Below are 11,688 nucleotides of genomic sequence, written 5' to 3' on the forward strand. Positions count from 1 at the left end.
CCGGGCCGCCGAGGCGGCCCGTTTCCTTTTCGACGCGGAGTTCCGCCTTGCCGCTATTGCCGCTTGCGCTGACACAGGGCGATCCGGCTGGCATCGGCCCTGAGCTCGCTTTGCGCGCTTGGCTCGAGCGCCAGGAGCGCGATCTGCCGGCCTTCGCCTGCATCGCCAGCCCCGGCAATCTTGCCGGGTTGGCGAACCGATTGGGATGGCGCGTCCCGCTACGCATCTGCGACTGGGGCGATGTCGAGAATACATTTCCGGAAGCCTTGCCCTGCATCGCCCTCGCAGCTGCCGCCACAGCCGAACCCGGCCGGCCCAACCCGGCCACGGCGCCCTCGACAATCGCTGCGATCGACACGGCGGTGGCCGCCGTCATGGCTGGTCGGGCAGCCGCCGTCGTGACCAACCCGATCGCGAAATCCGTGCTCTACCAGTCCGGCTTCCGGCATCCCGGCCACACCGAATACCTTGCCCATCTCGCAGCGGCCGGCGGCGACGCGCCGCGACCTGTGATGATGCTATGGTGCGACGAGCTCGCGGTCGTGCCGATCACGATCCATGAGCCGCTGCGCCGCGTGCCGGAGCTGTTGACGACCGATCTCATCGTGGACACCGCGCGCATCGTCGCAGCCGAGCTGAAAGTCCGCTTCGGCATCGCCGCGCCGCGCCTCGCCTTCAGCGGCCTCAATCCCCATGCCGGCGAAAGTGGCGCAATGGGCGGCGAGGAGATGGCGGTCATTGCCCCCGCGATCGCCGCGCTGCAGGCGGAAGGCATCGATGCGCGCGGTCCCTATCCGGCGGACACGATGTTCCACGCCCGGGCGCGGGCTGGATACGACGTGGCGCTGGCGATGTATCATGATCAGGCGCTGATCCCGATCAAGACCATCGCCTTCGACGAAGGCGTCAACGTTACGCTCGGCCTGCCCTTCATTCGGACTTCTCCGGACCATGGCACGGCCTTCGACATCGCCGGCAAGGGCATCGCGCGGCCCGATAGCCTCTGCGCCGCATTGAAGCTTGCGGCACGCATGGCCGAGGGTCCGATGCAGGTGGCCGCATCATGAGTCAGATCGACGATCTGCCACCACTGCGCGAGGTGGTCGAACGCCATGGCCTGATGGCACAGAAGGCGCTCGGCCAGAATTTTCTGTTCGACCTCAACCTGACCAGCCGCATCGCGAGGGCTGCCGGCCCTCTCGAAGGCGAGACAATCGTGGAAATTGGTCCGGGCCCCGGGGGATTGACACGGGCCCTGCTCGCCAACGGTGCCGGGAGGGTGATTGCGATCGAGCGCGACCGGCGCTGCCTGCCCGCGCTGGCTGAGATCGCGGCACACTATCCCGGGCGATTGGAAATCATCGACGGCGATGCGCTCGCCGTGGATTTGTCCCCCCATCTCAAGGGCGAGCATGCGAAGATCGTCGCCAACCTGCCGTACAATATCGGCACGCCGCTGCTGGTCGGTTGGCTCAGCCTCGAACCCTGGCCGTCCTGGTGGAGTTCGCTGACACTCATGTTCCAGCGCGAGGTGGCCGAGCGGATCGTCGCGACGCCGGAGCAGCGAGCGGATTACGGCCGGCTAGCCGTGCTGTCGAACTGGCGCTGCGAGACGCGGATCCTGTTCGACGTGCCGCGCAGCGCGTTTGTGCCGCCGCCGAAGATCACCTCCTCGATCGTCCAGCTCGTCCCGCGCGAGCAGCCGGAACCCTGCGATCGACGCCTGCTCGAACGGGTGACGCTCGCGGCCTTCGGACAGCGGCGCAAGATGCTGCGGCAGAGCCTGAAGGCGGTGCTGTCGGACCCTGCGCCGATCATCGCCGATGCCGGCCTCCTCGAGACGGCACGAGCCGAAGAAATCCCGGTTTCCGGCTTCGTCGCGCTGGCCAACGCGCTCGGCGCCGGGCGGTAGAGGCGATCTCGGTCAGCCGGCCGCCAGGCCGGCTGCGCCGCGTTCAGGGCGTCGGCTCGTCGAGCAGAGTCTCGACGAAATCGGCGAGGCCGATCGCCCGGCTGCGCTTGAGCCGCTCGGCGGTGAGGATGGCCTTGATCGAGTCATAGGCGTCGTTCAGATCGTCATTGACGATGACGTAGTCGTACTTCTCCCAGCGCGCGATCTCGGAACGAGCATTTGCGAGTCGCTTGGCGATGATCTCCTGAGCATCCTCGGCGCGGCGCACCAGCCGCGAGCGCAGCTCCGCCATCGAGGGCGGCAGGATGAAGATCGTCACGACATCCTCGCGCGCCTTCTCGACGATCTGCATCGTGCCCTGCCAGTCGATGTCGAACAGCACGTCGCGCCCGCGCGCCAGCGCCGCCTCGACCGGCTTGCGCGGCGTACCGTAGCAATTGCCATGGACCTCGGCCCATTCCAGCAGATCATCATGATCGCGCAGCGCCTCGAAGGTGTCGCGGTCGATGAAGCGGTAGTGGACACCATCGATCTCCGAGGGCCGCCGCTCCCGGGTGGTGACCGAGACGGACAGGTCGATATTGGTCTCGCGCTGGCAGAGATTGCGTGTCAGCGTCGATTTGCCGGCGCCTGACGGCGACGAGAGGATCAGCATCAGGCCGCGCCGGGCCGGACGGGTCGTTTCGGCCATCAAGGCTCACTCCACGTTCTGAACTTGCTCACGCAACTGGTCGACGACGGTGCGGAGCTCCAGCCCGATACGCGACAGGCCGGGGTCGTTGGCCTTGGCGCAGAGCGTCGACGCCTCGCGCCCGAATTCCTGCGCCAGGAAATCGAGCTTGCGGCCGATCGGCCCGCCTTTGGCCAGGAGCTCGCGCAGCGCGCCCACATGGGCCTGCAGCCGGTCGATCTCCTCGCGGATATCGGCACGCACCGCAAGCAGCGCCGCCTCCTGATGCAGGCGCTGCGGATCGAAACCGTTATTGGCGCCGAGCAGGGTGTCGACCTGCGCGGCAATGCGCGCCCGGATGGCCTCGCTGCTGCGCGCCGGATGCTGCTCAGCTTCGCCGGCGAGCCGCGCAATGGTTTCAAGGTGGCCGAGAAGGATCGCCGCCAAAGCGCGCCCCTCGGCGGAACGGGCCTCCTTGAGAGCGAGAGCCGCTGCCTCCAGGCCAGCGAGCGCCGGGGCCTCCACAGTCCCCAGGATATCCTGCGCTTCGTCAGCGAATTCGACGACGCCGCGAATGCCGAGCAAGCCATCATAGGATGGCGGGTTGATCCCTGCCGCTGGTGGCAGCCGCTCGACCGCCTGAAGCAAGGCAACGAGAACGGCCTCGTTGATGCGCGGACGCGGCGGGCCGGCGTCACTGGTGACGGCCAGATTGACGTGCAGTGTGCCGCGGGCGAAGGCCCCGGCCAGATGCTTGCGCGCGGCTTCGGCGAGCGCCTCGAAGCCGGGAGGCACGCGGACGCGCAGATCGAGCCCGCGTCCGTTGACGCTGCGAATCTCCCACGCCCAGCCATGGATGCCGGCGGTTCCCGCGGCGCGGGCAAAGCCCGTCATGCTTTCGATGGCCATGGCCCTGCCGCTCCTCTGGAGCATCGGACCAAAAAGTGGGATCCACTTTTCGGACCAATCCGATGCTGAAACAAACAGCTAGATCGCCACTTCGCGTCCAAAAGGACGCGCGGCGATCTAGTGATGCGGCGGGACCGTAGTGGCGCGCTCCGGCCGCGGCAAGCGCCGCAACAGCGGAAAATGGGGATGACCCGCGCGGCGATGGGCAGCCGCTCAGGGCTTGAGCTGCGGAACCTGCTTGGGCGAGTTCAGGTCGAAGGTCTTGTTGAGCAGGGGATCGCGCGCTGTCCCTTCGGAGGCATCGAATGCGCGGGCGCGGGTGCCCGCCACAGTGCCGGCCGGCTGGGCCAAGGGCACGCCGTTGTTGTCGGTGGCCGGAGCTTCGGTCCGGTTGTCGGGGCCTGCCGGAGGCTCGATCTTGTCGACCACGTCGCCTGAGGGCTTTCCGCCCTGCTGCTGGCTGCGCGTCGTCTCGATCTGGCGCCAACGACCGACATTGCGGTTGTGCTGATCGAGCGTCTCGGCGAAGGCATGACCGCCGCTGCCATCGGCGACGAAGTAGAGTTCCTTCGTCCGCGAATGGTTGACCACGGCCTCCATCGCAGCGCGGCCGGGGTTGGCGATCGGCCCCGGGGGCAGGCCGGTGATGACATAGGTGTTGTAGGGCGTCGCCTGCGTGATCTCGTTGCGCTGGATCGGGCGGCCGAGCGTGCCCTTGCCGCCGACGAGGCCGTAGACGATCGTCGGGTCGGACTGCAGCTTCATCTTCTGGTTCAGGCGGTTGATGAAGACGCCGGCGACGCGCGGGCGCTCATCCGCGCGGCCGGTCTCCTTCTCGACGATCGAGGCGAGGATCACGAGCTCCTGCGGCGTCTTGACCGGCAGGTCGGCCGGACGACGCTCCCAGATCCGCGCAAGGATCACGCGCTGATCGCGCGCCATGCGATCGATGATCGCCTGCCGCGAGAAGCCACGCGGGAACCGATAGGTGTCCGGCAGGATCGAGCCTTCCTTTGGCGCCTGGGCGATCTCGCCGGTCAAAAGCTCGTTGTTGCGCAGACGCTCGACGATCTGCTCGCTCGTCAGCCCTTCCGGTACGGTGATCGAATGCTCGACCACCTTGCCGCTGGAAATGATGTCGAGAATCTCCTTCGGGCTGACGCGCGCCTTGAACAGGTACTCGCCGGCCTGAAGCTTGTGCCAGTCGCCGCCGACGATCGCCGCGATGCGGAAGCTCAGCGGATGCTCGACCAGCCCCTCGCGCTGCAGCAGCTCCGCGATCTCTGTCAGCCCGCTTTCCTTCGGAATGATGAGGACGCGGTCACTCGCAAGCGGGCCCGGCGACTTGCTCTGGCTGGAGACCACGGCGATTCCCGCGCCGACGACACCGGCGCCGACGAGCGCGATCGTGAAAAGACCGCTCAGCATCGACAGGAAGGGACTGCGGCGACGCCGACGCGCCTTCGGCGGCGGCGCCGGAGGCGCTACGGGCTTGAGGGCCTCGCTCGGACTCTTCGGGGCGACGCGGGGCGTATCATTCACGATCAAGACGCTCGCAGCATAAAATAGAATGTCTCGGTACGGCCGGGCGCCGGGGCGCTTCCGGCCTGAGGCGCATCAAATTTGAAACCGCCCCATTAGAGCCGGTTTCTCTATGGCTGTGAACGCGGAATCATGCATTCGCCAACGCTGGCGCCAAACTCTACCCAACATTATGGCAAAACGGCGCTGACCCTTTTGGATCAATTGCCGGGGCGGTAGCGCCGCAGGACCAGCGAAGCGTTGGTGCCGCCGAAGCCGAAGGAGTTGGACAGGGCGTAGTCGATCTCGCGCTTGCGCGCGACATGCGGGACGAGATCGATATCCGTCTCGACGGAGGGGTTGTCGAGATTGATGGTCGGCGGAGCGATCTGATCGCGGATCGCCAGCACCGTGAAGATCGCCTCGATCGCTCCGGCTGCGCCCAGCAGATGGCCGGTCGCCGATTTGGTCGAGGACATCGACGGTCGCTTCGGAGCGTTGGCGAGCAGGCGCTCGACGGCGCGCAGTTCGATCTCGTCGCCGAGAGGCGTCGAGGTGCCGTGCGCATTGATGTAGTCGAGATCCGCCGCCGCGATACCGGCCCGTCCGAGCGCGGCCTGCATGCAGCGATAGGCGCCATCGCCATCCTCGGCCGGCGAGGTGATGTGATAGGCGTCGCCGGACATGCCGTAGCCGAGGATCTCGGCATAGATGTGCGCGCCACGGGCCAGCGCGTGTTCGAGTTCCTCGAGCACGACGACCCCGGCGCCCTCGCCCATGACGAAGCCGTCACGGTCCTTGTCGTAAGGACGCGACGCTTTCTCCGGCGTATCGTTGAAACCGGTAGACAGCGCCCGGCAGGCGCAGAAGCCGGCAATACCGATGCGGTTGACGGCAGATTCGGCGCCGCCCGCAACCATGACGTCCGCATCGCCCAGCGCGATCATGCGCGAGGCGTCGCCGATGGCATGCGCACCGGTCGAGCAGGCCGTCACAGCCGCGTGGTTCGGGCCCTTAAGCCCATGCTCGATCGAGACATAGCCGGAAGCCAGATTGATGAGGCGCCCGGGAATGAAGAAGGGCGAGAGCCGGCGCGGCCCCCGCTCCTTGAGCAGCAGGGAGGCTTCATAGATGCCTCCCAGCCCGCCGATGCCGGACCCGATGGCGACACCGGTCCGGATCTGGTCCTCATAGTTTTCCGGCTTCCAGCCGGCGTCCTTCAGCGCCTGGGTGGCCGCGGCCATCGCAAAGACGATGAATTCGTCGACCTTGCGCTGTTCCTTCGGCTCCATCCAGTCATCGGGATTATATGTCCCGTCGCTGCCGTCACCCCGCGGGATGTTGCAGGCGATCTGCGCCGGCAGGTCGCTGGCATCGAAGCTGGTGATGGGGCCGGCGCCGCTGGCTCCGGCCAGAAGACGCGCCCAGGTCGGCTCGACGCCGCAAGCGAGCGGCGTCACCATGCCGAGCCCGGTCACGACGACGCGCCGCATCGGAAAACTGCGAGAAGCCATGATGTTTTCTGTGTCGATCAGCCTGAAAGGCCGATCACGCGCTCTTCGCCGAGAGGAACTTCACAGCGTCGCCGACCGTCACGATCGTCTCGGCCGCATCGTCCGGGATCTCGACGCCGAACTCTTCCTCGAAGGCCATCACGAGCTCGACGGTGTCGAGGCTGTCCGCACCCAGGTCTTCGATGAAGTTGGCGCCATCGACAACCTTCTCGGGCTCGACGCCGAGGTGCTCGACCACGATCTTCTTCACGCGCTCGGCGACATCGCTCATGAGTCTCTTCCTTAGAAACTGAAAACGCATCGCAGAGCGCGACGCGCGTTATGGACTTTCATTCCGAGCCGCCGCGCCATCGTGACGATGTCCGCGATCCGGAAAGCTCGAAGCCTGCAAAAACGCAACAACCGAGGTTTCGTCAAGTCCCCTCGGCTCGCTCGCCAGCAGCGCGACGGCGCTAGTTAACATAACCTTTCAAGGCTGGCGAGAGCGCCGCGACGTTATCAAAACTAAACTGGAAATGGCGCTAACGCCCTTAGATCATTGCCATTCCGCCGTTCACGTGCAGCGTCTGGCCGGTGACATAACCCGCCTCGGCGCTAGCGAGAAAGGCGACGGCGGCGGCAATGTCGGCGCCCGCACCTAGCCGGCCCATCGGCACATCGGAGAGAATGCTCTCGCGCTGCTTCTCGTTCAGGGCTTGCGTCATCGGCGACTCGATGAATCCGGGAGCGACCACATTGACCGTGATATTCCGGCTGGCGACCTCGGCGGCGAGCGCCTTCGACATGCCGATCAGGCCGGCCTTGGCGGCGGCGTAGTTGCCCTGCCCCGGATTGCCCATCGTGCCGACGACGGAGCCGATCGAGACGATTCGGCCGTAACGCTTACGCATCATCGACTTCACGGCCGCGCGCGAGAGGCGGAAGGCGGCCGTCAGGTTGACGGCGAGAACGCTGTCCCAGTCCTCGTCCTTCAGGCGCATGAACAGGTTGTCGCGGGTGATGCCGGCATTGTTCACGAGGATGTCGAGTCCGCCGAGCTTGTCCTCGGCCGCCGGCACCAGCGCCTCGACCGATTCCTTGTCCGACAGGTTGCAGGGCGCAACGACGACGCGCTCGCCGAGTTCGGCCGCGAGCGCCTCCAGCGCCTCGGCCCGCGTGCCGGAGATCGCGACACTCGCACCCTGCGCATGCAGGGTCCGTGCGATGGCTCCGCCAAGGCCGCCGGTCGCGCCGGTGACCAGGGCCTTGCGGCCGGTCAGATCAAACATGTTCGCTCCCTTTTTGGCGTTCTGCCGTTCTTGCCCGCTCCGGGCCCGCGCCGTCAGGCGCCGCGGGCCTTGTAGGCGGCGATATCCTCTGCCGTGCCGATCGACACCGGCGACGAACCGGCGACGATACGCTTCACCAGGCCGGCGAGCACCTTGCCGCTGCCGAGTTCGACGAAATCGGTGACGCCGGCGGCTGCCATCGCCTGGACGCATTCGCGCCAGCGCACGGTACCGGTGACCTGTGCCACGAGCGAATCCCGAATCGCCTCCGGAGCGCTGAGGGGCGCGGCGCCGACATTGGCCATCACCGGCACGACCGGGGCCTGCATCGTAACCTTCGCCAGCGCCTCGCGCATCGCATCGGCGGCCGGCTGCATCAGGGCGCAATGGAACGGAGCGGAGACCGGCAGCAGCATGGCGCGCTTGACGCCGCGCTCGCCCGCGAGCGCGATCGCCCGCTCGACCGCCGCCCTCGCACCGGACAGGACCACCTGGCCGCCGCCATTGTCGTTCGCAGCCTCGCAGACCTCGCCCTGCGCCGCATCGGCGGCGATCGCACGGGCCTGGTCCAGCTCGGCCCCGAGAAGGGCCGCCATCGCGCCCTGCCCGGCCGGAACCGCCTTCTGCATGGCGTCGCCGCGGATGCGCAGCAGCCGGGCGGCGTCCGCGATGGAGAAGGTGCCGGCAGCGGCAAGCGCCGAATACTCACCGAGCGAATGGCCGGCGACGAAGGCGGCGTCGCGCTTCAGATCGAGTCCGGCTTCGGCCTCGAGCACGCGCACCACCGCGAGGCTGACCGCCATCAGCGCCGGCTGGGCGTTGGCGGTAAGGGTCAACTCCTCCGAGGGGCCTTCCCACATCACCGCAGAGAGCTTCTGCGACAGCGCCGCATCGACCTCGTCGAAGACCGACTTCGCGACGGGAAAGTTCTCGGCCAGGCTCTTGCCCATACCGACCGCCTGCGAGCCCTGGCCCGGAAAGATGAACGCTGTCGTCATGCTATGAAACGCCCCGATCTTCACCATTCGTCTTATATGACGCGGCTGTCACATCGGTTCTGCCGCCAAGTCAAGCGCGGAGGCCAAGTTTTCCGCATACGCCAGGCCGTTTGGGCGAGATTCCGATTGCCATGATGCCGCGAACGCTGTAACGACCGCCTCCTGTTTGTTCGGCCGGAGGCTGAACGGATGGCGCACGCCCGCAAGGGTTCAGCGCAGGCTCCGATGGAGTCGTCATCCCGTGTCTCCGCCTTCGAAGAAATCCTGTCGGGCCTTATCCAGGGCTCGGAGGGCTCCGCGCCGGGCGAAGCAGGGTGAAACAAGGAAGGCCACATATGGCATTGTACGAGCATGTGCTGCTCGCGCGGCAGGATGTCAGCGCGCAGCAGGTTGAAGCTCTTGTCGAGCAGTTCAAGGGCGTGATCGAAGCGAATGGCGGCGCCATCCGCAAGGTCGAGTATTGGGGCGTCAAGTCCCTCGGCTACCGCATCAAGAAGAACCGCAAGGCGCACTACACGCTGCTGAACATCGAGGCTCCCTCCGCCGCCGTGCTGGAGATGGAGCGCCAGATGCGCATCAACGAAGACATCCTGCGCTTCCTGACCGTCCGCGTCGAGGAACTGGAGGAAGCTCCGTCGGCCATGCTCCAGAAGCGTGACCGCGACGACCGTCCGGAGCGCGGCGGCGACCGTTTCGAGCGCGGCCCGCGCCGTGATCGTCCGCGTCGTGAAGACGAAGCGACCGAAACCGCCGAAGCGGAGGCCTGAGAATGTCGACTGCATCCGCTGGCGCTCGCCGCCCCTTCTTCCGCCGCCGCAAGTCCTGCCCCTTCTCGGGCGAGGGCGCCCCGAAGATCGACTACAAGGACGTGCGTCTGCTCTCGCGCTACATCTCCGAGCGCGGCAAGATCGTTCCGTCCCGCATCACGGCGGTCTCCGCCAAGAAGCAGCGCGAGCTCGCCCAGGCGATCAAGCGCGCCCGCTTCCTCGGCCTGCTGCCCTACGTCATCCGCTGATCCGTTCGATCGGTTCCGGATATCGATAATGCCCGGAGGCGCCTCCCGCGCCTCCGGTTCTCGCTTTCAAGATCAACCAGTCGCCTGGCGGTGAAACTCCACCGGGTTCGTTGAGGCCCAAGCGCCTCTCACCCTGCCGAGCCGGAAGGCTTGCGAGCAGCGGGACAGCAGGACGGACGTATGATTCCGATAGTCGGCATCGGCGCGGGCCTCGTTTCGGCCCTGCTCTTCTCAGTGGTGATCACCGGATCGCCGCTGGCAGCTTTGCTGTATTCCGCCGCCCCCCTCCCGATCTTCATTGCCTCGCTCGGCTGGAACCACCGTTCCGGGCTGTTCGCCACGGCTGCCGGCGCGCTCGCCGTTGCGGTGGCGCTGGCCCCGACGGGCGGCATCGCCTTCGCCCTGATCATCGGCCTGCCGGCCTGGTGGATCGCCTATCTCGCCTTGCTCGCCCGCGGCAACGCCCAGGGCGGAATCGAGTGGTATCCGCTCGGCAATCTGCTGCTCTGGATCGCCGCTACTGCCGCGATCGCCACCGTCGGCAGCGCGCTGGTGATGACCACCGACTACGAGACCTATCGCTCGGTGATTGCGCGCATGATCGAGAACCTGCTGAACGAGATGGTGCGCGGCAAGCTGGTCGCACTGCCTGCCGACGTCCAGGTGAAGGAGCTCGCGCAGAGCCTCGCGCCGGCCGTGCCGCTCGGCATTGGCGCCTCCTTCGTCACCACCATCACCGCCAATCTCTGGCTCGCGGCGCGGACCGTGAAGATGTCCGACCGCCTGCCGCGGCCCTGGCCCTTCATTCCGTCGGCCTCCCTGCCGCGCCAGGCGCTGCTGCTCCTGGCCGCCGCTGCCGTGGTCGCGGCGATGGGCGGCTTCATCGGCGTCGCCGCGACCGCCATGGTCGGCGCGCTGTTCGCCGCCTTCATGTTCAGCGGGCTCTGCCTGTTGCACGACATCTCGCGCGGCCGCTCCTGGCGGCTGCCGATGCTGGTCTCGGTCTATGTCGCGCTCATCGTGATGCAGGCCGTGCTGACGCCGCTGCTGGCGCTCGCCGGCCTCGCCGATACGCTCTTCGGCCTGCGCAAGCGGGTCGCGCTGCCGCCTCCGCCTACCCATTCCTGAAACCCAGACCTAAGACATCAAGGAGAAGACCCATGGAAGTGATCCTGCTCGAGCGCGTCGCCAAGCTTGGCCAGATGGGCGACATCGTCCGCGTCCGCGACGGCTTCGGCCGCAACTACCTGCTCGCCCGCGGCAAGGCGCTGCGCGCCACCGAGGACAACAAGAAGCGCTTCGAGAGCCAGAAGCTCGAGCTCGAGACCCGCAACCTCGAGCTTAAGTCGGAGGCCGATTCGGTCGCCGAGCGCCTGAACGGCCAGAGCGTCACCATCCTGCGCCAGTCCGGCGAGTCCGGCGTGCTCTACGGTTCGGTCTCGACCCGTGACATCGCCGAGGCGCTGACCAAGGACGGCTTCCACGTCTCGCGCGGCCAGGTGACGCTGAACACCCCGATCAAGACCCTCGGCCTGCACACCGTGCCGGTCGTGCTGCATCCGGAAGTCTCGGTCACGATCACCGTCAACATCGCCCGCTCGGCCCAGGAAGCCGACCGCCAGGCTGCCGGCGAGAACGTCACGGCCCAGGAGAAGTTCGATCTCGACGATCTCGGCCTCGAGGTCGGCGCGGCGCTGGCCGAGGCCGGCGACGACGATCGCTGAGCCTTACAGCTCCCCAAACGAGTCAAGGGCGCCGTGGCAACACGGCGCCTTTTTCGTTCTGTCGCCTGTGCAAAGGCGTGGATCGCGCAGCGTCCTACTGGCAGGTGTTGTCGGGATGCTAAGCTAGATGTCTTCCGACTCAGCAGCCGCCTTGCGT

At 66.8% G+C, this 11,688-nt stretch carries 13 protein-coding genes; 6 read left to right on the top strand and 7 right to left on the bottom strand.

The window, feature by feature from the left end; genetic code table 11:
* Window positions 1–47: 47 nt before the first annotated feature.
* Window positions 48–1,067, top strand: a complete 1,020-nt coding sequence (pdxA, locus tag AC1DDA_RS09055) for a 4-hydroxythreonine-4-phosphate dehydrogenase PdxA (RefSeq protein ID WP_476795503.1) — start codon at window positions 48–50, stop codon at window positions 1,065–1,067.
* Window positions 1,064–1,912: a 16S rRNA (adenine(1518)-N(6)/adenine(1519)-N(6))-dimethyltransferase RsmA gene (gene rsmA, locus AC1DDA_RS09060; protein WP_476795504.1), complete on the top strand. Its 849-nt coding sequence runs from the start codon at window positions 1,064–1,066 to the stop codon at window positions 1,910–1,912. Before pdxA ends, rsmA begins: the two co-directional genes overlap by 4 nt.
* A gap of 43 nt (window positions 1,913–1,955) precedes the next feature.
* Here rsmA and gmk read toward each other — a convergent pair whose 3' ends face one another.
* From gmk to fabD, 7 genes are all read right to left on the bottom strand, one after another.
* Complete coding sequence (gene gmk / locus AC1DDA_RS09065) at window positions 1,956–2,603, bottom strand: guanylate kinase (RefSeq protein ID WP_476795505.1); 648 nt, start codon at window positions 2,601–2,603, stop codon at window positions 1,956–1,958.
* Between the two features lie 6 nt (window positions 2,604–2,609).
* Complete coding sequence (locus AC1DDA_RS09070; RefSeq protein ID WP_476795506.1) at window positions 2,610–3,491, bottom strand: YicC/YloC family endoribonuclease; 882 nt, start codon at window positions 3,489–3,491, stop codon at window positions 2,610–2,612.
* Between the two features lie 213 nt (window positions 3,492–3,704).
* Window positions 3,705–5,033, bottom strand: a complete 1,329-nt coding sequence (gene mltG / locus AC1DDA_RS09075; RefSeq protein ID WP_476778597.1) for an endolytic transglycosylase MltG — start codon at window positions 5,031–5,033, stop codon at window positions 3,705–3,707.
* A 200-nt stretch (window positions 5,034–5,233) separates the two neighbouring features.
* The gene (fabF, locus tag AC1DDA_RS09080) at window positions 5,234–6,505 is read right to left on the bottom strand and encodes a beta-ketoacyl-ACP synthase II (RefSeq protein WP_476795660.1); all 1,272 of its coding nucleotides are present in this window, start codon (window positions 6,503–6,505) and stop codon (window positions 5,234–5,236) included.
* Between the two features lie 55 nt (window positions 6,506–6,560).
* Complete coding sequence (locus tag AC1DDA_RS09085) at window positions 6,561–6,797, bottom strand: acyl carrier protein (protein ID WP_149128804.1); 237 nt, start codon at window positions 6,795–6,797, stop codon at window positions 6,561–6,563.
* A 259-nt stretch (window positions 6,798–7,056) separates the two neighbouring features.
* Window positions 7,057–7,794: a 3-oxoacyl-[acyl-carrier-protein] reductase gene (gene fabG, locus AC1DDA_RS09090; RefSeq protein WP_476795507.1), complete on the bottom strand. Its 738-nt coding sequence runs from the start codon at window positions 7,792–7,794 to the stop codon at window positions 7,057–7,059.
* A gap of 53 nt (window positions 7,795–7,847) precedes the next feature.
* Complete coding sequence (gene fabD / locus AC1DDA_RS09095; RefSeq protein WP_476795508.1) at window positions 7,848–8,792, bottom strand: ACP S-malonyltransferase; 945 nt, start codon at window positions 8,790–8,792, stop codon at window positions 7,848–7,850.
* Between the two features lie 335 nt (window positions 8,793–9,127).
* Here fabD and rpsF point away from each other — a divergent pair, with 335 nt between their 5' ends.
* The 4 genes from rpsF to rplI all read left to right on the top strand — a co-directional run bounded on the left by rpsF (window position 9,128) and on the right by rplI (window position 11,531).
* Complete coding sequence (gene rpsF / locus AC1DDA_RS09100) at window positions 9,128–9,559, top strand: 30S ribosomal protein S6 (RefSeq protein ID WP_441512653.1); 432 nt, start codon at window positions 9,128–9,130, stop codon at window positions 9,557–9,559.
* Between the two features lie 2 nt (window positions 9,560–9,561).
* On the top strand, window positions 9,562–9,807 hold the full coding sequence (gene rpsR, locus AC1DDA_RS09105; protein WP_038367644.1) for a 30S ribosomal protein S18: 246 nt from the start codon (window positions 9,562–9,564) through the stop codon (window positions 9,805–9,807).
* A gap of 180 nt (window positions 9,808–9,987) precedes the next feature.
* Window positions 9,988–10,935: a DUF2232 domain-containing protein gene (locus AC1DDA_RS09110; protein WP_441512654.1), complete on the top strand. Its 948-nt coding sequence runs from the start codon at window positions 9,988–9,990 to the stop codon at window positions 10,933–10,935.
* Between the two features lie 32 nt (window positions 10,936–10,967).
* Window positions 10,968–11,531, top strand: a complete 564-nt coding sequence (gene rplI, locus AC1DDA_RS09115) for a 50S ribosomal protein L9 (RefSeq protein ID WP_441512655.1) — start codon at window positions 10,968–10,970, stop codon at window positions 11,529–11,531.
* The last annotated feature ends 157 nt before the right edge of the window (window positions 11,532–11,688 follow it).

The sequence above is a fragment of the Allobosea sp. 10N428 genome, assembly GCF_056394545.1.

Coding starts and splice junctions, on each gene's coding strand:
- rsmA (WP_476795504.1), top strand. CDS start 1,064: ATGAGTCAGATCGACGATCTGCCACCACTGCGCGAGGTGGTCGAACGC.
- gmk (WP_476795505.1), bottom strand. CDS start 2,603: ATGGCCGAAACGACCCGTCCGGCCCGGCGCGGCCTGATGCTGATCCTC.
- AC1DDA_RS09070 (WP_476795506.1), bottom strand. CDS start 3,491: ATGGCCATCGAAAGCATGACGGGCTTTGCCCGCGCCGCGGGAACCGCC.
- fabF (WP_476795660.1), bottom strand. CDS start 6,505: ATGCGGCGCGTCGTCGTGACCGGGCTCGGCATGGTGACGCCGCTCGCT.
- AC1DDA_RS09085 (WP_149128804.1), bottom strand. CDS start 6,797: ATGAGCGATGTCGCCGAGCGCGTGAAGAAGATCGTGGTCGAGCACCTC.
- fabG (WP_476795507.1), bottom strand. CDS start 7,794: ATGTTTGATCTGACCGGCCGCAAGGCCCTGGTCACCGGCGCGACCGGC.
- fabD (WP_476795508.1), bottom strand. CDS start 8,792: ATGACGACAGCGTTCATCTTTCCGGGCCAGGGCTCGCAGGCGGTCGGT.
- rpsF (WP_441512653.1), top strand. CDS start 9,128: ATGGCATTGTACGAGCATGTGCTGCTCGCGCGGCAGGATGTCAGCGCG.
- rpsR (WP_038367644.1), top strand. CDS start 9,562: ATGTCGACTGCATCCGCTGGCGCTCGCCGCCCCTTCTTCCGCCGCCGC.
- AC1DDA_RS09110 (WP_441512654.1), top strand. CDS start 9,988: ATGATTCCGATAGTCGGCATCGGCGCGGGCCTCGTTTCGGCCCTGCTC.
- rplI (WP_441512655.1), top strand. CDS start 10,968: ATGGAAGTGATCCTGCTCGAGCGCGTCGCCAAGCTTGGCCAGATGGGC.